This window comes from Pedobacter sp. UBA4863, assembly GCF_002399615.1.
Classification (GTDB): Bacteria; Bacteroidota; Bacteroidia; order Sphingobacteriales; family Sphingobacteriaceae; genus Pedobacter.
Genome location: NZ_DHDZ01000029.1, coordinates 60,507 through 83,591 on the forward strand (window position 1 = coordinate 60,507; position 23,085 = coordinate 83,591).

At 36.6% G+C, this 23,085-nt stretch carries 16 protein-coding genes; 8 read left to right on the forward strand and 8 right to left on the reverse strand.

Annotated features, from left to right (window positions below; genetic code table 11):
- Window positions 1-7 precede the first annotated feature (7 nt).
- Genes B3I52_RS05675 through B3I52_RS05685 form a run of 3 tightly spaced genes read right to left on the reverse strand, consistent with a single transcriptional unit; the run spans window position 8 to window position 5,151 of the window.
- A complete protein-coding gene (locus B3I52_RS05675) occupies window positions 8-2,125 on the reverse strand; it encodes a 7TM diverse intracellular signaling domain-containing protein (protein ID WP_293299468.1) in 2,118 nt (705 codons plus the stop codon).
- Entirely contained in the window at window positions 2,115-2,840 is a 726-nt protein-coding gene (locus B3I52_RS05680; protein ID WP_293299469.1) for a hypothetical protein, read from the reverse strand. The genes B3I52_RS05675 and B3I52_RS05680 overlap by 11 nt, the downstream gene beginning before the upstream one ends.
- Window positions 2,827-5,151, reverse strand: coding sequence for an Rv1355c family protein (locus tag B3I52_RS05685; RefSeq protein ID WP_293299470.1), 2,325 nt, complete (start codon window positions 5,149-5,151; stop codon window positions 2,827-2,829). Before B3I52_RS05685 ends, B3I52_RS05680 begins: the two co-directional genes overlap by 14 nt.
- A gap of 122 nt (window positions 5,152-5,273) precedes the next feature.
- Here B3I52_RS05685 and B3I52_RS05690 point away from each other — a divergent pair, with 122 nt between their 5' ends.
- From B3I52_RS05690 to B3I52_RS05700, 3 genes are all read left to right on the forward strand, one after another.
- A complete protein-coding gene (locus B3I52_RS05690) occupies window positions 5,274-5,729 on the forward strand; it encodes a response regulator (protein WP_293299471.1) in 456 nt (151 codons plus the stop codon).
- 157 nt (window positions 5,730-5,886) lie between these two features.
- Window positions 5,887-9,429: a gliding motility-associated C-terminal domain-containing protein gene (locus tag B3I52_RS05695; protein ID WP_293299472.1), complete on the forward strand. Its 3,543-nt coding sequence runs from the start codon at window positions 5,887-5,889 to the stop codon at window positions 9,427-9,429.
- Between the two features lie 32 nt (window positions 9,430-9,461).
- Window positions 9,462-10,397 (forward strand): PorP/SprF family type IX secretion system membrane protein, encoded by a 936-nt coding sequence (locus B3I52_RS05700; protein ID WP_293299473.1) that lies wholly within the window; start codon window positions 9,462-9,464, stop codon window positions 10,395-10,397.
- Between the two features lie 34 nt (window positions 10,398-10,431).
- On the opposite strand, the gene rpoN is transcribed toward B3I52_RS05700, so the two are convergent.
- Window positions 10,432-11,904 carry an RNA polymerase factor sigma-54 gene (gene rpoN / locus B3I52_RS05705; RefSeq protein WP_293299571.1) on the reverse strand — a complete coding sequence of 491 codons (1,473 nt, stop codon included), beginning with the start codon at window positions 11,902-11,904 and terminating at the stop codon, window positions 10,432-10,434.
- Between the two features lie 124 nt (window positions 11,905-12,028).
- On the opposite strand from rpoN, the gene mscL reads away from it, so the two are divergent.
- Window positions 12,029-12,466 carry a large conductance mechanosensitive channel protein MscL gene (gene mscL, locus B3I52_RS05710; protein WP_293299474.1) on the forward strand — a complete coding sequence of 146 codons (438 nt, stop codon included), beginning with the start codon at window positions 12,029-12,031 and terminating at the stop codon, window positions 12,464-12,466.
- A 104-nt stretch (window positions 12,467-12,570) separates the two neighbouring features.
- On the opposite strand, the gene B3I52_RS05715 is transcribed toward mscL, so the two are convergent.
- Together B3I52_RS05715 and B3I52_RS05720 are read right to left on the reverse strand one after the other, a co-directional pair.
- A complete protein-coding gene (locus B3I52_RS05715) occupies window positions 12,571-13,584 on the reverse strand; it encodes a glycosyltransferase family 2 protein (protein WP_293299475.1) in 1,014 nt (337 codons plus the stop codon).
- Between the two features lie 32 nt (window positions 13,585-13,616).
- A complete protein-coding gene (locus B3I52_RS05720) occupies window positions 13,617-14,486 on the reverse strand; it encodes a lysophospholipid acyltransferase family protein (protein ID WP_293299476.1) in 870 nt (289 codons plus the stop codon).
- Window positions 14,487-14,522: 36 nt separating this feature from the next.
- Between B3I52_RS05720 and B3I52_RS05725 the strand changes: the two genes are divergently transcribed.
- From B3I52_RS05725 to hemF, 4 genes are all read left to right on the forward strand, one after another.
- Window positions 14,523-15,125 carry a WbqC family protein gene (locus B3I52_RS05725; RefSeq protein ID WP_293299477.1) on the forward strand — a complete coding sequence of 201 codons (603 nt, stop codon included), beginning with the start codon at window positions 14,523-14,525 and terminating at the stop codon, window positions 15,123-15,125.
- Between the two features lie 24 nt (window positions 15,126-15,149).
- Complete coding sequence (corA, locus tag B3I52_RS05730; RefSeq protein ID WP_293299478.1) at window positions 15,150-16,268, forward strand: magnesium/cobalt transporter CorA; 1,119 nt, start codon at window positions 15,150-15,152, stop codon at window positions 16,266-16,268.
- 70 nt (window positions 16,269-16,338) lie between these two features.
- Entirely contained in the window at window positions 16,339-17,565 is a 1,227-nt protein-coding gene (locus B3I52_RS05735) for an MFS transporter (RefSeq protein ID WP_293299479.1), read from the forward strand.
- 460 nt (window positions 17,566-18,025) lie between these two features.
- On the forward strand, window positions 18,026-18,919 hold the full coding sequence (hemF, locus tag B3I52_RS05740; protein ID WP_293299480.1) for an oxygen-dependent coproporphyrinogen oxidase: 894 nt from the start codon (window positions 18,026-18,028) through the stop codon (window positions 18,917-18,919).
- A 154-nt stretch (window positions 18,920-19,073) separates the two neighbouring features.
- Here the strand turns inward: hemF and B3I52_RS05745 are convergent, their stop codons facing one another.
- Entirely contained in the window at window positions 19,074-21,233 is a 2,160-nt protein-coding gene (locus B3I52_RS05745; RefSeq protein WP_293299481.1) for a S9 family peptidase, read from the reverse strand.
- A gap of 8 nt (window positions 21,234-21,241) precedes the next feature.
- Window positions 21,242-23,026, reverse strand: coding sequence for an LTA synthase family protein (locus tag B3I52_RS05750; protein ID WP_293299482.1), 1,785 nt, complete (start codon window positions 23,024-23,026; stop codon window positions 21,242-21,244).
- Window positions 23,027-23,085: the final 59 nt, after the last annotated feature.

Here is a 23,085-nt window from a genome sequence, read left to right on the forward strand (position 1 = left end):
TGAATAGCTATAAAATATTTACCTGCAATATAATAATAAATTCAGTTCCTTTTCCTGGTTCTGATATAACTTCTACGTGACCTTTATGTTTTTCTATGATACTAAAAACAATGGATAAACCTAGTCCGGTACCTTCGCCAATATCTTTTGTGGTAAAGAATGGCTCAAAAATACGATGCCTTACCTCTTCGGTCATCCCTATCCCGGTATCTTTAATGCTGATAAAAACCTGCTGATTGTCGTACCAGCTCTTTATGGTTAAAAACTCTTCTTCGGCTTGTACCTCTTTGCTTTTTATTGCCTGTACCGCATTTGAAACCAAGTTCATAAAAACTTGATTAATTTTGCCGGGCATACATTCTACTTTAGGAAGGTTCCCAAGATTTTTAATCAAGGTTACGTTATCAGGAATGGTATTTCTAATGAGCACTAAGGTAGATAAAAGCCCTTCATTAAGGTCAATGGCCTTCATGTCGGTTTCATCAACACGACTGAAATTCCGTAAACTTCTAATAATTTCTGCGGTGCGTTTTGCACCTTCACTAATTCCCGATAGGAGCGAAGTGATTTCATTATTGATAAAGCTTAAATCTATTTGCTTTTTATAGGCTTCTATTGTTTCAATTTGCGGTTTTATCTCTTTTTCAAAATCGATGTCTTCATATTTTTTGATGATGTCTTTCAAATCGTCTATATCTAATTGTAGTGGCTTAACATTAGCTGTTACAAAGTTTATAGGGTTGTTTATTTCATGGGCAATACCCGAGGTAAGCTGACCAAGGGCAGCCATTTTTTCGGCATCTACCAATTGCGATTGTGTAGATTTTAGATTGTTCAGCGTGAGATTAAGAGCTTCGTTTGCATTTTCTAATTCTTCGGTACGTTCTTTTACTTTTCTTTCTAAAACAATATTTTGTTCTTTAATTAATCTTTGGTTTTCTAAAGATGCATTTAAAGCTTGAACCTGTGCCAATTCATTTTCTTTCTTGAAATAGTTGATTTTATCTGCGAGGGCGAAAGACAATAGTACTACTTCTATAGCTGATGTGATTTGTAGTAGATATATCGTAATACTGTTATATGGTATTATACCATAATCTTTCAAGATAAAAAGAATAGCTCCAATTAAAAGTATAGACCATGCTACTAAATAAAATCCTGCAGGCCTGTACCTTTTTTTAAAATAAACGTAATATGAGGTAGCTAAAGCAATAATGACTCCTGCTATTAGAAATAGCTGCATTACTATGAAGCTAATATAGTTGTTTGTTAAGATGAGCAGAATTAAATTTAAAGGTATTATTGTTGTAAATATAACCACCATGCGATGGATCTTTGGAACGAAGATCTTGGTGCTAAGAAACGACATGGAGAATAATACGGCAAAAACCAGTCCTATTACAGAAAATATTACAACAGAATAATCATTGATTAACGAATTAGTATTCCATAAATATTTTAGGCCGTACCCTTGTATAGTTATTTGAGTGAGCCAAGTAAATAAAATATGGAAAACGTAAAAAACATAACTTCTATCTCTAACAATGATGAACAAAAACAGGTTGTAAACAAACATTACTAACATCACCCCTGTGTATATGCCAAATATGATGTCTTTAAAAGAGCTTTTTTTGTCGAGCTCACTTTCTTTAATAACCGATATTCGGGTAATGAATGCTTCGTTAGCTTTAAGCTTTAAATATAGAACTTCGTTTTTTTTTATGGTGTCGGGGAGGTAAAAGGCAATGCTTTGGTCGTTTTGGTAAGATTTATACGAGGTTTTTAATAGAGATGTTTTGACTAATTTTTGATCAAACATTTCATGCACCTGAAATCTGGGCTGCTCAATATAAATAACATCTCTATTGGATGTTTTTTCTTTTGTTGAAATTAACTTTAGCCAGATCGTTGCATTTTCTATACCGAAGTTAAAGAGGCCAGTATTTTTATATTCTTCGAATGGTTGATTAATTATTTCGTTAACAGTTAAATTATTGGTTTTATCTTTGAAATATTCAACCTTAAAAGGAAAGCTTTTATTCGCATCTTCTGTTTTACAACCACTTGTTAAGAGCAAGGTGCCGGCAAAGAGAAAGAAAAATATACGATAAAAATTATTTCGCATTTTGTCTGGTTAAGTCGAATGTTAAATTTACTATATCTCCTTTTTTAGAAATTACTTCATGATGATGTATTAATTTTCTTCTCATCTCAAGTCCAATGCTTTTTTGTGCATCTACTGTAATAGGTAAGTTAATTGTATCTTCATTAAACATTACTGTGGCAATCATGTCATCTTTAGGATAATAAAATTTGCCGTTATTGCCCAATTCAGTAATAGGTCTAAACCCACCATTATAAACATTTCTGTAGGTAGCGGGTGCCGCAAGACCAAAAAGAGAATTAATGCCAACAAAAGCAGAATAGGCAACACATGCAATGCTTAAATATAAGCTTCCAATGCCCAAACCAGCTACTTCAAATGAATTCCAAACACCAGCCACTTCTCCAGTACCTGCTTCCGTACGATCGTCAACTAACTTGTATATTTTTTCATCCATATAGCCTACGGCTTCTTCTACAGGCAATCTGTTAATGCCATTTGCCTTATGTACTCTTCCTCCTCCTAAAATTTTACCGGTATCGGCATCGGTAACTAACATTACATAAACATCTGGATTTAACACCCAATCTGCCTTGGCCGAAGTAATTTGTGTAATGCCAAAAATCTCTAAAACACGTTTATGCCCTTCAACAAAGCGCATGCAGGCATCTCTATCATCAACAGCTCTAAAAGCCGTAAAATTGATATTCTTTATTTCTGAGTTATGCTCTTCCAATGGAGAAAATTTTATCGTTAGACTTTCTGATGGTTTTTTCGGGAGATGCAGTAGCCCTAAAAATTCTAAACATGAACATGCTTGTTTCGTTCTCAGGCTTGTCAAAAATAAGGTTTAGTTCTTTTTCTGCTTTTGTTAGGTATTGCTTTCTTTCTTCAGATAAAGTTATGCTTTTCTCTACAGAGTTCTTATAAAAAAATAATAAAGGTACATTGACGGGGTGTATTTGAAAACCTTTTGCAGTAGCTCCCAGCCACATTTTTTCGGATGCAATTCCTCCGTTTATCCAAGAAGAAACTGTGGAGCTTGGCATGGTAATTAAACCAATTGCCGAAGAGCTCATGAACTGTTGTGTAAGTAGTCTATTAAAGGCTCCGCCACCTTTAATTTCTTGTAGAAAATCAATCATTTTTCTATCACGAAGTAAACGGATACCTAGCTGGTCATTGTTACTTAAATCTAAGGTATGGATACCTATGCCATCTTCTGTTTGGTTTGCTTGCTCAACACTCCAACGCATTTCCCTGGTAATAAAATCTTCGTGAGCTTCGGGGATAAATATCCTAAATAAGTCTGTAACAGTTGCTATTTCAGATAGGGCTTTGATTTTTGCGGTATCTTTTACAAAAGTTAGGTTAGCTCCTTCGGTTTGTTTTACTAGTTCAGTGAAATAATTGATTTCCTCTTCGCTGATTTCAGTGCGTTGCGGAATTTTACGATTAGTATGTCTAAATGGAATTTGCTTTGCTAATAGAGCTGTTTCTTCATTAGGGTTTTCCCCGTCAGTAAAGCTAAAAACGGCAATATGTTTGGGAGCCAATTGTGGGGTTAGTTTCCAGTTTACTTTTAGATTATTAGCTGCTGCCGCTAATAATAGGTTTTCTATTGCCGATCCTATAGAGGTGTATGAAGATACGAACTCTGGATCTAAATAGGCTAATGCGGTACTTTCATCTAAAAAAAGATGTAGTTTTTTATCTTGATAGTGTAACCTCCAAGGTTGGTTGTTCCCGCCAGAAGGAGCTTTTTTAACGGCTTCTATTAAATATGATAGCTCAGTATCTGAAAGATCTTTTGCTAGCTCTTCTGCTACAGAAAGGTTGTTCTCTTTTATAAAAGCTTCAATAGCTTCTGTTGATAATGCTTTTTTCTCCAACACTTCTTCCTTAATAGTAGGAGTGGCAGGGGCATCTGTAATCATCTCGTCTAAATCTAAAAAGAACCTGCCAGATACTTTTAAGCTGTTTAGTAATATCTTTCTCGAAAGATCTGCACTTACACCCCCTCCAAAAGTTACCGCACTGGCAAGTTGTGGCCAAGTAGATATAGTTCCCATCAATTCAACAGCAGAGGCTTTCATTCTAGGTGAAAGTGTCTCCAGGCCTGTAACTGCTGTTATATATGGTACTTTTTCATCAAAGGTTTTTAGATCTTTGAATTTTTCCATGTCTAGATGTTCTACTAAACCATGTAATATAGGTCGCTGTGGGTCGAGATCAAACCTTTCGATATCTATAGTGCCTCTATCACTTCCTTCCATTAATACGGGAATTTGAAGTTCTTTAGCAATTTTTCTAGCATTTATTTTAATATCGAAACTATCGCACTCGTCAATTAATAAATCTAATTTACCATTGCCTGTTAAAAATTCATTTAGATTTTCTTCTGTAATACCATCATGGTAACATACAACGTTTAAAAAAGGATCAATCTCTGCGATTTCTCTGGCAACAATTACGGTTTTTTTGAGCTTTATATTTTGTACACCTGTCCTAATTCTGTTAATATTGCTCAAATCTAATTCGTCAAAATCGGCAATGCGAAGCTCGCCAAAGCCACGCTCCATAGCCAACGTTAATGCAACAGATTGGCCAACGGATAATCCCATAATACCAATTTTCTTAGTGGCTAGGAGTTGTTGTTCTTCTTCGGTAATTTTATATTTATTACGATTTGTTCTTACGATAACAAATTCTTCTTCATCTAATAGATGAACTAATTTGTTAGACCAGGGATAATAAACCCAAACACCATATTCGTCGCTATTGCCAAGTTTTTTGGAAATAGTTTGCTCCAATATCTCTTTTGGGCTAAATATAATTAGTGGATTTAAACATCTTAATAGCTCTGCAACTTGCTCTTTAATAGTATCAAAAACCTGTAAGCCTTGCGTATTATTTATTAACTCATCAAATTTAGCTTTATCTGCTGTGTTAGAAAGTTTTAGGAAGAGTGGTTTGTATAAATCTTGATTTTTAATTGTCTGCGCTATGAGAACATGCAACGGAGAGTAAGTGCCTGGTGTGTACATTTGATGGTATGTTGTAAGATGGTATTTTTCAAATTAAAAAATGTTTTTTCGTAGTTAAAAGACTAAATTAGTTTTTTAGAATTACAATAAAAAAGTATTTTTAACTTTTTATTAGCACAAAAATGATAGCGAACATCCTTTACGTTGATGATGAACCACATAATCTGAGCGCCTTTGCGGCTACCTTTCGTAGATTGTACAAAGTTTTTACGGCAGAATCTGCTGAAGAAGGCCGTAAAATATTAGAAGCAGAAGATATACAGGTAATTATTACAGACCAAAGAATGCCAAAAACTACTGGTGTGGAGTTTTTAGCTTCTATTCTTGAAGAATATCCCGAACCGATACGTATGATTTTAACGGGATATACCGATATAGATGCAGTAATTGACGCCATAAATAAGGGGCAGGTATATAGATATATCCAAAAACCATGGATGGAAGAAGATTTAAGAATTAATATAGATAAGGCAATTGAAATATATATGCTACGTAAAGAAAATAGAGAGTTAACGGCCAAGCTTTTAGTTGCTAATCAACAATTAGAGTTTATTGCACGTCAAAACTTACTTTCATAAAGTGTTTAATCAATGTGTTTTCTAGTTAGAAAACACATTGATTACGCAGTTATTTTTTATTTAGCTGTACCTGTATAAAATTATCAAAAATCAGCTTACATTTACGGGTATATAACCCAAACAACTACCTAATGCCATTTTCTATTTTTGACATGAAATGAAAAGCAAATTTTTGATAATTTTTCTACTGCTTATGTTCTCGATAGGCAAAAATCAAATCTTTGCTCAATCTACCTCTAATAAAGGCACTGATTTTTGGGTGGCTTATGCAGGCCATAGAGATGGGCTTACCTCCAGAATGACGCTGTTCTTGTCGTCTGATATTAATACCACTTATAAAGTAACTTCTGGAGGCATAACTATCTCTTCGGGTAATATTAGTGCCAATGTGGTAACAGTAGTGTTTATTAACCCACTAGATTACAATGTTTATATTGGCTCTTCAAACACCAAGGAGGTTAACAAGGGAATAAACGTTACTACCGCAGAGCCCATATCTCTATATTCGATAATTTCTAATAGTGCCAGAACCGGGGGTACATTGGTTTTGCCAACTTCTACGCTTGGGCAAGAATATTATGTGTTCTCTCAGGAAAATAAAGGTGGGGCAGCAGCTGGAGTATATTCAGAGTTTACTATTGTTGGCACCAAAGACGGAACAGTAGTAGAAATTGTTCCAACCAAGGGCGATAGAACTAACTCGCGGTCTGCAAATAGGTCTTTTCAAATTACTTTAAACAAGGGCGATATTTACCAATACCAAGCTGTTGATGATTTAACGGGAACTTTTATTAAAGTAATTACGGGCTGTACGCCAATAGCCGTATATTCGGGAAATACCTGGACGGCTTATTGCGAAGAAGGAAATACGAGACTGCCCAGTGGGGGAGATAATTTATATCAACAACTATTTCCAGTTACTGTATGGGGCAAAAATTTTGTTTCGGCTCCTTTTTATAATACGCTGAATGGGAATACAGACATTGTTAAAATTATCATTTCTGAAGATAATACCACAGTTACTGTGAACGGAAGTACCACATTGGCAAATGGTACGCCACTTTCAAATCCTTATAGCAAAGGCAGTGTAATTACATTTTACACCACTTCGCCCAATGTAATTAAAGCAACGTCGCCCATTGCGGTAGCGCAATATCAAACATCGCAAACCTGTAACCTGGCAAATCCTGCGGTTACCCCTGCAGGGCAAATTCCTAATGGGCTTTATAATGGCGACCCCGAAATGACTATTTTAAACCCCATTGAACAAACTTTAAAAGATATTACCGTTTATTCTAGGTTAAATAGTGTAGCTGGCGTTAAGACTAATATTTCTAAGTATTATTTAAATATTATTATAAAAACGGCAGATATTGCTGGTTTTACGCTGGACGGAGCCACCATCTCTAGTCAATTTAAGCCAATAGCAAATAGCGAATATAGTTATGCTGTGGTAGATGTGACAAATTCGTCAGATCAACATCGTTTAATTGCAAGTGGTGGTTTTGTGGCCATTGCTTATGGATATGGACATGTAGAATCGTACGCTTATTTAGCCGGAACAGATTTGAAAAACCTAAAGAGTAATATTCAAGTATTTCCAACTGGGGGCAGTATTGCCGCAACCAATTTTTGTTTGGGTACTAATTTCGATTTTGTTTTAAAACTACCTTATATAACCGATAAAATTACATGGAACTTAAATAATGGGGCTAAAATAGCAATTAGTGATCATCCAAGCTATACCACTATGGTAGAGGATGGACAAACCTATTATCTTTATCGCTATGCTTTACCATCAACATATTTTGCAGTTGCCGGAAACTATGTATTAAGAGCCACAATCCAAAAGCCTGCTGCGGCAATATGTGCCGTTGATGAAGAAATATTTACTGCTTTTGATGTGTTTTCTCCAAATTTTAACATGCCAACAGAAGCCTGTGTAAACACTGATGTTCAGTTTACCGATAGTTCTCCTAGAAGCGGGGGTAATATTAGCAGTTGGAGCTGGGATTTTGGCGATGGGAAAACCTCTAATTTACAGAGCCCTAAGCATAAATATACCACAGTTGGAGTAAAGACAGTTACTTTAAACGTAGTAACCGATTTGGGCTGCAACCTTGTGATTACTAAAACTATAAAGATACTTACACCGCCAAAATCTGCTTTTACAGCAGTAGGACCATTTTGTATCAATGCTAATATTCAGTTTAACAACGAGAGTACATTTGTTAACTCATCTATAGTTTCGCAAACTTGGGATTTTGGCAATGGAACACCAATGTCAACCGAAAAATCTACCACCAGTACTTATAAGGCTGCCGGCGACTATAAAGTAAGGCTTATTTCTGTTTCGTCTAGTGGTTGTGCCGACACCTTAGAAAAAACGATAACCATTTATGAAACTCCAGAAATTTCTTTTAAAGATCCGGCTGCTTGTGTTAGCGATGTAGTAGAATATGAAGCAACGGCTGTTAAAGGAAATGTCATCTCGTGGTTATGGGACTTTGGCGATGGCTCAAACGATTTGGTGCAAAAAACACGTCAAACCCCTGCGCATAAATATACTGCATCGGGTACCTATACAGTTAAATTAACTGGTATATCGGCGCAAGGTTGCCCAGTTACCATCACTAAACAAGTAGTAATTAGTGGCAGTAACCCCAATACTATTTTCGAAGTTAAAACCCCTACAAAATTATGCGCTAATGCAGTAATTTCTTTTGAAAATAAAAGCACTATTGCCTTTGGCAACATCACTAAAATAGAATGGATATTTGATTACAAAGTAGGAGGCACAAATACCGTTGTTACAGATAATAGTCCTTCTTTTGGTAAAATTTATACCCATAAATATCCAAATACAGCTGTTAAAACAGATTATAAAGTAGTGATGAGAGCATACTCTGGGCAACTTTGTTTTACAGAATCTTCCCCTATAACTGTAAGTGTATATCCAGCCCCTACTTTAAAATTCGAAACAATACCGCCTTTATGTGAAAATGCAGACGCTGTTCAACTTATAGCAAAAGACGAGAATAATGTGCCAGGTACTTATGTTTTTTCTGGGATAGGCGTTTCTCCTACAGGCGTTTTTGATCCAAAAATAAGTGGTTTTGGTAGTTTTGATATTAAATGCACGTACAATACAAATAATGGCTGTACGGAAGAAAAGAGCATCACCATTAAGGTAGATAAACTTCCAGAAATAACGCCGCTACCAACAGAGCTTAATATTTTATTGGGCGGCCAAAAGTTAATAGACATAAAGGCTACAGGAACAAACCTTAGCTATAAATGGAGCCCTGCTACGGGTTTAAGTGCCGATAATATTTTAAACCCTATCGCTAAGCCCGAAAAAACTACAAAATATACGCTAAGTATTACCTCTAACAGTTGCGAAATAGTAATGGAAACAACTGTAATAGTTCATGAAAACCCTCTTATACCAAATGTGTTTAGTCCAAATGGCGATGGAAAAAATGATACTTGGAATATTAAGTACCTAGAAACGTTTAACGCAGGAAGTATTGTTATATTTAACCGTTATGGGCAGAAGGTTTTTGAGGCATCTCCTTATAATACCCCTTGGGATGGCAAGTTAAATGGAATTGATTTACCTTTAGGAGTTTATTATTACATTATTGAACCGAATAATGGAAGAAAAAGATATACTGGCTCCGTAACGATTTTAAGATGAGAAAGAGCTGTATCCTTTGGTATATAATTTTAATGTGTTGCAGTAGTTTGTTAGCGCAACAAAAACCACATTATTCACAATACTTACAAAATATGTCGGTATTAAATCCTGCTGTAACTGGTTTAAATAATGGGATGGATGTAAGGTTAGGTATGCGTACGCAATGGCAAGGACTAAAAGATGCCCCAAAAACAGGCTACTTTACGTTTAGTACGCCTGTTTCATTTGGAGGCGATATGGCCAATTATCGGGGTAGTGATTTAGGTGTTACCGAACCACAATCTAAAGACGATATGTTCGATTATACGGCCTCTATGTCTCATCATAGCTTTGGAGTGTTGTTTCTTACGGATAAAACTGGACCATTAAATCGGGTTACCGGAAATTTAACCTATGCCTATCATTTGGCAATTGGCGATCGGTCTAACTTTTCTTTTGGGGTAGGCATAGGTGCAAATAGGTTAGGGATAAATGCACAATCATTGGTGTTTGACGAGGCCGATGATCCGGTAGTAGGTGCTTCTGGAGAGATTAATAAAATTACACCCGATTTAAACGCCGGGCTGTATTTTTATACTTCATCTTTTTATTTTGGTGCTTCCATGCAACAAATTATTAAAAACAAAATAGCTTTTGATGGAAGCTTTAATACAGGGAAAGATGTAGCGCATTATTTTGTTACAACCGGATATAAATTTTGGATAAATAACGATTTTTCGATAACACCATCAGTGATGCTCAAAGTAGTAAGCCCTTTGCCTAAAGCTTTTGATCTGAATTTAAAATTCGCTTACAGAGATGCCTTTTGGATAGGGGGTGGTTACCGTAAAAATGATGCTTTTTTTGGCAATGTTGGCTTTAACGTTGCAAATATGGTTGGCATAGGTTACGCTTATGATTATACCACTTCGGCATTAAAGACGGTTTCTTCAGGATCTCACGAGCTAAGTTTAAAAGTATTGTTTTAGTTGCCGTGCTTAACGGCGGCTGTGGTGTTTAATGTTAAAGTTCTTTTCTTAACCTAGCCACAGGAATATTCATTTGCTCTCTATACTTTGCTACCGTTCTTCGGGCAATATTGTAACCGTGCTCCTTTAAAATTTCTGTTAATCGCTCATCGGCAAGCGGTTTACGTTTATCTTCCTTGCCAATGCAGTCTTCCAAAATTTTCTTTACTTCTTTATTAGAAACTTCTTCTCCACTTTCTGTTTGGATAGCTTCAGAGAAAAATGATTTTAGTAAGAAAGTTCCAAATTCTGTTTGTACATATTTAGAATTGGCCACCCTTGATACCGTTGAAATATCCATTCCTATTTTATCGGCAATATCTTTTAAAATCATAGGGCGTAACTTACGCTCATCTCCAGTTAAGAAATAATCGTACTGATAGCGCATGATGGCGTTCATGGTTTTAAGCAAGGTTTGTTGTCTTTGTTTAATGGCATCGATAAACCATTTTGCAGAGTCTAGTTTTTGCTTTACAAACTGCACAGCTTCTTTCATCTTTTTGTCTTTTTGTGCAGCTTTGTCATAATGCTCAAACATGTCCATGTAAGATCTGCTTACACGTAATTCTGGTGCATTTCTGGCATTTAAGGTAAGTACAAGCACCCCATCGTTATTACTAATATGGAAATCGGGGATGATTTGCATTTGCTTGGTGGTAACTTGATTAGAATCGCCAGGTTTGGGGTTTAAACGAAGAATTTCGGCCACCACCTCTTTTAGTTCTTCGCTATTTAAGCCAACAGCTTTTTCTAACTTATCGTAATGTTTACGAGTAAATTCATCTAAGTGAAATTCTACAATTTCTATTGCTTTTTTTATAAGAGGGTTGTTAATATCTTTTCTTCTAAGCTGTAAAGAAAGGCATTCTTGCAAATCTCTAGCGGCAATGCCGGCAGGATCAAAACTTTGGATTAATTTTAATATTTCTAAAACATCTTCTTCTTCTACCATTACATTTTGAGAGAAGGCAAGATCATCAATCATGGAAGTAATGGGTCTTCTTAAGTAGCCATCGTCGTCTAAGCTTCCAATAATTTGTCGCCCAACCACAAAGTCTTGATCAGATAGTGGAATTAGGTCTAATTGCTGTTGCAAACTCTCAAAAAAAGTAGTTTCAATAGCTATTGGTGCTTCTTTTTTATCTTCCTCGTCATCGCCGTTGTTGTATGATGTACTGTAATCATTCGTACTATCATCTTGTAAATAATCATCTACGTTAAACTCGTCAAGCGTGTTGTCTTCCGAAGTATCGTTGTTAAAATCTTCACCATCTTGTAGGTCGTCGTATTCGCCTTTAGGCTCATCTAACGTTATTAAGCTCGAATCTTCGAGCGCCGGATTATCTTCTAATTCTTCTTTGATACGCGTATCTAAAGCTACAGTTGGAACCTGCAACAATTTGATGAATTGAATTTGTTGGGGCGATAGTTTTTGTAATAACTTTTGTTGAAGGTGTTGTTTAAGCATAGACAAGAGTAACAAGTTTTCAAAAATACGCAAATGCTTTAGATTTTTGTTGTCTAATTTGATTAATTAATGTTCTTTTGATTAAGTTTACTAAAAATTAATACTTATTTAAAAACAGAAATTTATGGGATTTGTAAAAGAATTTAAAGAGTTTGCCATAAAAGGCAATGTAATGGACTTGGCTGTCGGTGTGATTATTGGCGGAGCCTTTGGCAAAATTATAGATAGTGTAGTGAATGATTTAGTGATGCCAGTTGTTGCTGCTATTATTGGCAAGCCCGATTTTAGCAATCTTTATGTAGTGCTTAGGGGAGAAGTTTCTGATGGTCTTGCGTTGGTAGATGCAAGAAAAGTTGATGGCGCTGCAATTTTTGCCTATGGTAGTTTTATTACGGTTGCAATTAATTTCTTCTTACTAGCATTAGTTATATTTATTATGGTAAAAGGAATTAATGGATTAAAACGTAAAGAAGAAGCAAAAGCAGCCGTTGCTCCGCCACCAGCACCAACAAAAGAAGAGGTATTACTTGCCGAAATTAGAGATTTGTTAAAGAATAAATAATTTAAAAGCTGTTTAAATTTAGACGAAGCGTAAGTGCCTAAGCAGGTGTTTACCGCAGATATAAAAAAAGGGATGCTGATTTATTCGGCATCCCTTTTTTAGTGTTAAACAATTTCACTAAACCATTTTTTAGCACCCAAAAAATATTTAAAAACAATACTTCCTTTAAAAACACCTTGATGTGTATTGAGCGGTTTTAATACTCCTTTACGTTTTTTTGCCGTTTTAAAAAATGCGCCAAAGAAATGTGCATGCGCCTTGTTAATAGAAAATGCAAAGGCAAAATTACCTTTTAGGGCAAATTGAAACCATGCGGCCAGATCAAACCATAGCCTAATAAATATTTTTATGCAAGCTTCGCCAAATGGCAAATTTTTTTGCATGATGATTAAGTTATTTCTAAAGTTAAGGTAGTTTTTAAACGGACTACCGGCATTGAGCGTGCCGCCGCCAAGATGGTAAACTTCTGCATCGGTGCAACAAACTACTTGATACCCTTTGTTCTTTAAGCGCCAGCATAAATCAATCTCTTCCATGTGGGCAAACAAGTCGGCATCTAAACCGCCTACTTCTTTCCATGCTTTACTTTTGATAAATAGCGCTGCGCCACTAGCCCAAAATACGGGCATATTACTGTTGTATTGTTGTTGGTCGGTTTCTACCTCGTCAAATATTCTACCCCTGCAAAATGTGAAGCCATAACTGTCTATAAATCCGCCAGCGGCACCCGCATATTCAAACATGCTTTTATTTTGTTGCCATTTAATTTTTGGCTGAGCAGCAGCGATAGTGACATCGCTCTGCATTAGTGCTATTACAGGTTCAATCCAATTGCTTGGTACCTCAACATCTGAGTTTAGCAGCACAAAATAATCTGCTTCTATTTTTGTTAACGCTTTATTATAACCTGCTGCAAAACCGTAATTTTTATCGTTAACAATAACTTTAATAGCGGGATAATGTTGTGCTAAAAAAGCAATAGAATGATCCGTGGAAGCATTGTCGGCCACAATGATTTGCAGGTTATTGTAAGCTGTTTTTACAACACTTGGTAAAAAGCGTTCCAAGAAAGTTTGTCCGTTCCAGTTTAAAATTACTACAGCTACGCTAGGTTCCATAAATGTTAAGATATAAAGTTAAAAAAGGAGGATTACTCATTTATTTTCCAGCGTCTATGGCTCCATAGCCAATCTCCAGGTTCTTTTTCAATAGTTTTCGTTAAGTGTTCGAAAAATTGTTCCGTAATTTCAAATTTCTCTGTTTCCTTTGGGTTTAAGCACATCGGAATACATTCAATTTCATAATATCCCCGTTTAATTCTTTTTACTTCAAAATAAAAGATCGGTCTATTGGTTTGTAAGGCAATTTTTTCGAGACCTAGCAGTACGGCCGTTGGCTGATTTAAAAAAGTGAGGATATGGTGGGCATCTCTACCTCTGGGGCTTTGGTCGCTAGCAAAGCAAAACAAGGTAGTTGCTGTTTTGGTGGCTACCACCTCTCTCAGCGTTTGTTTCATTGGTACAAAGATGTTTCCAAATTTAGTTCTAAGTGCATTAAACCAGTTTTCGAACACCTTATTGTTAATAGGTTTGTAAATTACATAAGGTTTTGCAGAAAATTTCAAGCCAACGGCCATCATGCACAGCTCCCAATTGCCATAATGTCCTGTACATGCCAAAGCACTTTCTCCACGTTTAAAATAATCTTCGGCCAGCTCAAAGTTCTTCATTTTTACCCTTTTCAAAACTTCAGCTTTGCTTATTGAGTTCATTTTTATAATCTCAACCATAATATCTGTCAAGTTTCTATAAAAACGCTTTTCAATCTTGATGATTTCTGAGATACTTTTTTCAGGAAAGGATTGGTGGAGGTTTTTGCGGACTACTTTTCTCCTGTAGCCAACCACATCATAGATGAGGTAGTATAAAATGTTAGCAATACCCAATAAAAACCACAGCGGAAGAAACGATAAGAGCTGTAAAAAAAATATCCCGATGTGTAAAAAGACTTTTTTAATCATTAATTTGGCAACTGAATTGCAAACTTAAAATATCAGATGCAAAATCAAGCTATATTTCCATTATTTTATCTTCCGCCAGTTAGTTATTTTACACTTTTAAAAGAGAATAATTTTGAATTTGATTTAGAAAAGTTCGAACATTTCCCGAAACAGACCTATAGAAATAGAGCAACCATTGCTTCGCCAAACGGAAGTTTAGATATGGTAGTGCCTATCACTAAAGGTTCTAAACTCCACACGCCTTACAAAGATGTTAAAATTAGCTATCAAGATCGTTGGCAGCGCTTGCATTGGTTAAGCATGCAAACCTGTTATCGTAGTTCGGCCTATTTCGAGTTTTACGAAGATGGGTTAGCGCCGTTCTACGAAAAGAAATACGAATACCTTTTCGATTATAACTATGACATGCTTTCATGGTTGTTTACACAGTTGAAATTAACTAACCAGCTAACTACTACCAAAAGCTACGAAACCGATACAGCGGTAGATTATAGAAGTGTGCTGACTAAAAAGGAAGTTCCTCTTGTGCAAACAAAGCCTTATTTTCAGGTGTTTAGCGACAGAAACGAATTTATCCCTAATTTAAGCATTGTAGATTTGCTTTTTAACCAAGGCCCACAGGCTAAAAGCTACTTTTAATGTAAATAAGCATAAGAACAATTCATGGCAAAACCTTTACATTTTAAAAATAGAAAGAAGAAATACGAGTTGCCCGCACCAGGCACAACTCCGGGTTTTGTTTATATCGCCGAAGATTCGTTGCCTCCTAAAATTACGCTGTATAGCTATAATTCGGAGCACTTTGAAATCGAAGAATTGAAAAGCTTAAAAGCAATTTCTGCGAAAACTAATCGAAAAGATACTTTTTATTGGGTAGAATTAAAAGGGCTAAAATCTGCAGAAATGTTTAAGGTATTTAGCGATGAATTAAAAATACATAAACTGGTATTAGAAGATATTACCAGAACATACCACCGCCCTAAGTTTGAAGAGTATAGCGGCTATAACTTTGCCATTAGTAGAATGCTGCGCATCAATACCGAAGGAGAATTAGAAAATCAGCAATTTTCAATAATCCAAACGCAGCAGGTTTTGTACACTTTTCAAGAAAGCTACGACGATTGCTTGGAAGCCGTTAGAAATAGATTAAAAGAAGGTAAGGGCAATATTAGAACTGGCGGCTCTGGCTATTTAATGTATGCCCTAATGGATATGGTAGTAGACTCCTATTTTTCAATTATCAATACTTGGAACGAAAACATGGATTTGATTGAAGATAGGCTATTGTTACGTCCAGATAAGATGGTAATGTACGAAATTCAACAGGTGAAGAGAAACCTAATTAGCCTACGAAGAGTAGTTTGGGCAGAGCGGGATAAAATGAACGATATTCTTAGGAGCGACAGTGCGTTGATTGCTGAACAGACTAAAATGTTTATTAAAGATGCTTATGACCATACCGTGCAGTTAATGGAAATGGTAGAAAGCATGAAAGAAATTGCATCGAGCAATATAGATATGTATTTATCTATTATCAGTAATAGAATGAACGAAATTATGAAAGTACTTACCATTATTTCTTCTATTTTTATTCCGCTTACTTTTGTTGCTGGTATTTATGGGATGAATTTTGCCAAACAAGACCCTGTTACAGGAAAAGTAATGCCCAATAATATGCCCGAACTTTACCAAGAGCATGGCTACGCCTATACATTGCTCATCATGGCTTTTATAGCGGTGGTACAGATTATCTTTTTTTGGCGTAAAAATTGGTTTCGTTGAAAAAAATCATAATTGCAGCATTTTTTATTTTGATTTTTTTGTAGTTTCAGCTTAGCAAACTAAACTATTAATGGATCAATCAACAAGCAATAAAAACATTGCTTTAATTATTTTGGTAGCCTCTTTAGGCTATTTTGTAGATATCTACGATTTAATTCTTTTTTCTGTAGTACGTGTAAAAAGCTTGCAAGATTTAGGCGTGGCCGATACGGATATGTTGCAGATAGGCGCAGCTATCATGAACAGCCAAATGTTTGGGATGTTGGTAGGTGGTTTATTATGGGGCATACTGGGCGATAAAAGAGGAAGATTAAGTGTGCTGTTTGGCTCTATCATTACCTATTCGCTAGCCAATATTGCCAATGGTTTTGCTACTACCGTTACGCAATATGAAATTATTCGTTTTATAGCAGGTGTAGGCTTGGCGGGCGAACTAGGTGCAGGTATTACCTTGGTGGCCGAAACCATGAGCAAGAAAAATAGGGGCTATGGTACCATGATTGTTGCTGGGGTAGGCTTGTTAGGTGCGGTAATGGCCGCAATTGTTGGAGATCATTTTACTTGGCAAACCAGTTATTTTATTGGCGGCGGTATGGGTTTGTTATTATTGATACTGCGTATAGGCCTAGCAGAATCGGGTATGTTTAAAGAAACTACCGCCAACGAAAACATAAAAAGAGGCAATTTTTTTATGCTGTTTAATAATTGGAACAGGTTTAAAACTTATTTATACTGTATTTTAATTGGCTTGCCTTTATGGTATGTAGTAGGCGTGCTCATTACATTTTCGCCAGAATTTGGTAAAGCCCTAAATGCTACTGGGGTTTTAAATGCAGGCAAGGGGGTAATGTATTGCTACATAGGTATTGCTATTGGAGATGTGGTGGCTGGCCTGCTGGCGCAAATGCTAAAGTCTAGAAGGCAGGTAATGCTCTTTTTTTTATTGTTAACAGGGGTAGCAATAGTGGTTTACCTAAATTCTTATGGCCTAACACCAGAGCGTTTTATTTTACTCAGTTTATTTTTAGGTTTTGCTTCGGGGTATTGGGCAACCTTTGTAACCATTGCCGCAGAGCAATTTGGCACCAATTTAAGAGCTACAGTTACCACAACTGTCCCTAATTTCATCAGAGGTTCATTAATTGCCATCACCACCGGATTTCAGTTTTTTAAAGAGAAAATGGGGATTTTGCAAGGTGCTTTCGTGGTTGGTGCAATTTGCATCGCGATAGCTTTATTAGCCCTAAGCCAGCTAAAAGAAACTTTTAATAAAGATTTAGATTACGTAGAGGAATAAAATTGGCTATGGTTCGGGGCTTTAGTGCTTAAATGGGCGCTAAAAATGTAAATTGTCTGTATCTGTCGGTTTTTGGCGTGTTTGTCGTTTTGGGTATGCTGGTTCACCGTCGGTCTACCGTCGGTCCTCCGTTGTTGCTACGTCGCTGGTTAAAGTGCTGCCTGTAGTTTCTAGGGTAATTATTTTGTTCGTATCGTCTTTTTGACGGGTTGTAAGGAGGGTAAATCTAGCTTTTTGCGTTATCTGCTATTCGTCTTTAGTTTGATGATTAGTGCTAAATTGGTTAAAAAAACTTTTATCTCTATCAGCGCAATAAATATATGTTTGTCTTAACACGCCTTGCTATTTAAGCTAATTTGTCATCTTAAAATGGCAATGTCAATCTAATGTACTATCTGTTATTGGGTTTGGCTAATGCCCTATATTAGGTGTAAATTTGATGCTATAATTAAAGAAGAAGATGTTTAGAGATAAAGTGGCTGAAGCCTATAGACAAATTCAGGATAGTATTTGTACCGGTTTACAAGAAGCCGATGGTAAAGGTTTGTTTGTAGAAGAGTTATGGGAAAGAGATGGCGGCGGCGGCGGACGTACTAGGGTAATACAGCATGGTAATGTAATAGAAAAAGGGGGCGTTAATTTTTCGGCAGTTTATGGTAAGTTGCCAGAGGCCGTTAAAAAATCGTTTAAAGTAGAAAATGATGAGTTTTTTGCTACCGGAGTTTCTATTGTCTTACATCCCGAAAATCCGTTTGTACCCATCATCCATATGAATATCCGTTATTTTGAAATGGATGAACAAACACGCTGGTTTGGTGGCGGTATTGATTTAACGCCGCATTATGTAATTCCTACAGATGCTAGATTTTTTCACTACCATTTAAAGCAGGCTTGCGATGAGTTTAAGGCAGATTTTTACCCTCGCTTTAAGCAATTGGCAGACGACTACTTTTTTATTAAGCACAGGGAAGAAACTAGGGGCATAGGTGGTATTTTTTACGATAGGCTTAAGCCAGAAAATACCGATTTATCTTATGATCAGCTATTGGATTTTTCGTTAGCGGTAGGCAATACCTTTTTACCGGTTTATACCGAGTTAATTGATAGAAACAGGGATAAAGCGTATAACGATTTCAATAAAGAATGGCAGTATTTACGCCGTAGCAGGTATGCCGAGTTTAACTTGGTGTACGATTCGGGCACCAAATTTGGTTTAGAAACTAACGGCAGAATAGAAAGTATTTTAATGAGCTTGCCACCAACTGCAAAATGGCATTATAATGCACAGGCCCAGCCAGCAAGCGAAGAAGAAAAAACCATCAATTTATTAAAAAAAGGTATTGATTGGTTATAATATGTTTCCTACTGTAGGTAGAAATCTACGAGGTTGCGAAAAATAAAAATCCCTACTAATGTTTAGCTAGTAGGGATTTTTAATGTATAATTGATCTGTTCTTGTTCCTCTCCGAATAGTCTGAGCAGGCTGTCGAAATGATAATATTGTTTTATTATCTTCCTCCAGCAGGACAATTATCGTTAATGAATTTAGTGAAGGTTAACCTTAAATGCTCGGTAGTGCCCTCGCCTTCGTTAATGCTATGTGACCTGTTGGGATAGCTCATTAATTGAAAGGTTTTTTTATGTTTTACTAATTCATTAATTAGCATCTCCGCATTTTGATAATGCACATTATCATCGCCAGTGCCGTGTATCAATAACAAATTTCCTTTTAGGTTTTTGGCATATGTAACCGGCGAGCCAGCTACGTAGGCAGCTGTAGTAGGAAAAGGAGTGCCCATGTATCTTTCTTGGTAAATGTTATCGTAGGTTAATTGGTTGGCAACTGGTGCAATAGAAACGCCAGTTTTAAAAATGTCTGGATATTGAAACAACAAGTTTAACGTAGATGAGCCACCGCCGCTCCATCCCCAAGCAGCTACTCTATCTTTGTCCATAAAGCTATTGGTGGCAAGTAGTTTTTTCATTCCCAAAGCTTGGTCGCGTATGTTTAGCTGGCCAATGTTTTTGTAAATTGCTTTTCTCCAGTCTTTACCTTTAGGCACTGGCGCACCACGATTATCCATAGAGATATAGATGTACCCATCTTTTGCCATATTGCCAGCGTACAAGAAGTTGTTGCCAGCACCCCAAGTATCAAGCGCAGTTGCCGATGCTGGTTCGCCGTAAACGTATAAAACTACTGGATATTTCTTTGTTCTATCAAAGTTGTCTGGCTTTTTCATCCAGCCATCTAACTCAATGCCGTCATCGGTAGTTACCTTAAAAAACTCTACTTTGTTTTTAATTGCGGCTTGGCTGCCCACTTGGTTAGTAATGCTGCCATTCATAGACAAAGGATTGTTTGTTTTAAAGTTCATCCATTCGTTTACTGGTCTTACCGTAGCACTTTGATAACTGTGTAGGGCAAAGGCACCGGTTGGCGAGATATTATAGTTATGGGTACCTGGCAATACAGATGGGGTTACCGCTTCTAACTTTCCTTTACCGTCTAACTTTGTTTTATAAAGGTATTTTTGCATGGCATTAGTTGGCGATGCGCTAAAATAAACGGTGTTGTTCGCTTCATCTATCAAATTTAGGCTCATTACATCGTAATTGCCGTTGGTAATTAATGTAGCTTTTTTATTTTCAATATTAATGCGATATAAATGTGCCCAGCCATCTCTATCTGTTTTTAGTACAAATTCTTTGTTTTTGTTGATCCAGTTAAATTTATCAATGGCATCAATCCAGGCTTTATCACTTTCTTTATAAACTTCGCTCACATTTTTTGTAGTGGCGTTTACCAAGAAAATAGTGCTTACGTTTTGTTCTCTGTTTAGTTGTTGTAAGATGATGTTGTTACTATTTGGTACCCAATCCATACGCGGGATATAGTTTTGCACCGAGCTGCCCGGTACGGCTACCCAAGTGGTGTTTGCTGTTGCTATATCAACCACGCCAATTTTGCAACCCGATGGATCTTGACCCACTTTTGGGTATTCTACCGGAATGTTATAGGCGTAAATAGAGTCTGTATTGTTAATCATTAAGAAATTACGGATTTTACGGGCATCTATTTGCCAATAGGCGATAGATTTTCCGTCGGGGCTCCATCTAAAACCATCTCTACAATCAAATTCTTCTTCGTAAGCCCAATCAAAAGTACCATTAATTAACCTGGTGGTACCATCGGTAGTTAGGGCTTTGGTAGCACCCGTTTTTAGGTCTTCTACGTAAATGTTGTGCCCGCTAACGTAAGCCACTTTAGAGGCATCGGGCGAAAATTTAGCAAACATTAACGATGAGGTGGGTTTGTCTTTTCCTATTTGTGTTAGGGTGTTATTGGTCATGTCGGCCACCCAATAATCGCCACGGGTATCGTAACGCCATACTTTTTTACTGTTAGTGTAAATTAGTGCCTTGGTTCCATCGTCGTTTAGCTGAAAGCTTCGAACCGAAATGGTATTGCCGTTTGGCGTAGTAAGTAAACTGGTGCTAATTATTGTTTTACGTTCGTTTTTTGGGAGGGTAATGTTTACAATTTCTCCGGCTATGTTTTGGTAGTAACTGTTACCATCTTTAGCCCAATTTACATTTTGAGCCTTGGCACTACCGCAAATAACAACAGCGCAGGTAAATGCCCAAATTAATTTTCCGATTTTCATATTTGGTATTATAGGTTTATAAATTGCTGATAAACTGATTGAAGGTAAGATTTTCCGAGTGTTAAAATTTCGTTAGTTTTTTTAGCATCTTCTGGGTTACTATTATAGAGTATGCTTTTTCCAAAATTATCAAAAGTTACGGTATGGCCATTTTCTATGAAGCCGAAACCGTTATCCCAACTAAAATAAGCAAAATGTCTGTAATAAGGGTTTAAAAGGTTTTTACTCCATTTAAACTCTTTACTGTTTATTTTTAGCTGCGCCAAAAGCGTAGCCGATAAATCTAATTGGCTACCGGTTTGGTTAAAATCTTTACCTCTAAACTCTTCTTTAATTACATCGCCATAAAATATAAGGGGGATATGGTAACGTTGCGGTTCGTATATTTCGTGCTTGGCCTTTGGTAACGAATGTCCATGGTCGGCAATAAATACAAATAAGGTGTTTTTATACCAAGGCTGTTTTTTGGCCTCGCTTAAATAACTGCCAATGCAAGAATCGGTGTAAAATGCCGTGCTTTTAAATTTTTGCGTATTATTTGCTTGGCCAAATTTGTAAGCTACGGGTAGGTCAAATGGCTCGTGGTTGGTTAATGACAGTATGGTAGAGAAAAAAGGTTGTTTGCTAATGTTGGCATCGCTTAGCTGTTTGTTAAATACCCAGCCATCATAAGCGCCCCATTGTGGATTTATTTGATTGCTTTTGAAACTATTTTTATCTACTAGCTTTTTATACTTGTGTCCTAATATAAATGCTTTATAGTTGTCAAATTCAGATTCTCCGCCGTAATAAAACGAGGTTTGATAGCCGTTCTCGTAGAATTTCTGGCTAAGCGCAGGAATTTTTTGCATCTTATCGGGCCATTTAACCATGCTTGCGATACCAAGTGTTGGAAAGCTGGCCAAAGAACCAATTAAACCTTTGTCTGTGCGATTTCCGGTGGCATATATGTTGCTAAAGAGCACGCCATTTTTTGCCAAACTGTCTAAATTAGGTGTAATTCCTTGTTCATTTCCCAGGCTTTGGGTCAAATCGGCGGTAAAACTTTCTAAAATAAAAACCACTACATTGGGTTTGTTGGTGTTTAATATGGCAGTAGTGCTGTCTTTTTCTACGTGATATAACTGGTTAATAGTTAAATCAGCCTGTTTCTGATCAAAATAGCGATAAGGATTTTTGTTTACTTGGTTACTTGACAACATACTCGATACCAAATTCCAAATTGTGTTTAAAGACGTATGGTTTAAAATTTGATGATTAGAGAAATAGGCCATGCTTTGCGAATTGGGCGTAGCGCTAATTCCGCGAATAAGCAAGAAGTTAAAGCTTAAAAACAGTAGGGCAATAGTAATTTTTGTTCTAATTGGTGTTTTAACAAAGATAATTTGCCGCTTTATAAGTATAAAATTGAGGTAAAAACCAACTGTTAGTAAGATGAGTAGAATAAATATAGTAAGCGAAATAGGGGAAGAGGCACCAGAGGCTAACGATTCGTTAGGGGTAAGGATGGCAAACTCTATTGCTCTAGAATTTATTTTACTGCCCCATTCTCGGTAAATGTTAAAATTAGCAACCGAGATGATGCTGAAAAGCACAAGTAATACGGCGTTGTAATAGCGTACCCAATTAAAGTTAATTTTTTCTTTACCACTAAAGTAGTTGAACGTGTAAACTAACAAAGGAATTACCGTGATATAGGCCGCTGTAGATAGATCTAGTCGGAGGGCGTGATAATAGGTAGCCAACTTTTCGGACAGTGGAATACCTCTCAGTTTTACATGGAAGATAAACATGAAAAGGAACCTATCGACAGCAAAATAGAGCAGCCAAAATATAAGGTATCTGACAAAGA

Coding starts and splice junctions, on each gene's coding strand:
- B3I52_RS05675 (WP_293299468.1), bottom strand. CDS start 2,125: ATGCGAAATAATTTTTATCGTATATTTTTCTTTCTCTTTGCCGGCACC.
- B3I52_RS05685 (WP_293299470.1), bottom strand. CDS start 5,151: ATGTACACACCAGGCACTTACTCTCCGTTGCATGTTCTCATAGCGCAG.
- B3I52_RS05690 (WP_293299471.1), top strand. CDS start 5,274: ATGATAGCGAACATCCTTTACGTTGATGATGAACCACATAATCTGAGC.
- B3I52_RS05695 (WP_293299472.1), top strand. CDS start 5,887: ATGAAAAGCAAATTTTTGATAATTTTTCTACTGCTTATGTTCTCGATA.
- B3I52_RS05700 (WP_293299473.1), top strand. CDS start 9,462: ATGTGTTGCAGTAGTTTGTTAGCGCAACAAAAACCACATTATTCACAA.
- rpoN (WP_293299571.1), bottom strand. CDS start 11,904: ATGCTTAAACAACACCTTCAACAAAAGTTATTACAAAAACTATCGCCC.
- mscL (WP_293299474.1), top strand. CDS start 12,029: ATGGGATTTGTAAAAGAATTTAAAGAGTTTGCCATAAAAGGCAATGTA.
- B3I52_RS05715 (WP_293299475.1), bottom strand. CDS start 13,584: ATGGAACCTAGCGTAGCTGTAGTAATTTTAAACTGGAACGGACAAACT.
- B3I52_RS05720 (WP_293299476.1), bottom strand. CDS start 14,486: ATGATTAAAAAAGTCTTTTTACACATCGGGATATTTTTTTTACAGCTC.
- B3I52_RS05725 (WP_293299477.1), top strand. CDS start 14,523: ATGCAAAATCAAGCTATATTTCCATTATTTTATCTTCCGCCAGTTAGT.
- corA (WP_293299478.1), top strand. CDS start 15,150: ATGGCAAAACCTTTACATTTTAAAAATAGAAAGAAGAAATACGAGTTG.
- B3I52_RS05735 (WP_293299479.1), top strand. CDS start 16,339: ATGGATCAATCAACAAGCAATAAAAACATTGCTTTAATTATTTTGGTA.
- hemF (WP_293299480.1), top strand. CDS start 18,026: ATGTTTAGAGATAAAGTGGCTGAAGCCTATAGACAAATTCAGGATAGT.
- B3I52_RS05745 (WP_293299481.1), bottom strand. CDS start 21,233: ATGAAAATCGGAAAATTAATTTGGGCATTTACCTGCGCTGTTGTTATT.
- B3I52_RS05750 (WP_293299482.1), bottom strand. CDS start 23,026: ATGTTTATCTTCCATGTAAAACTGAGAGGTATTCCACTGTCCGAAAAG.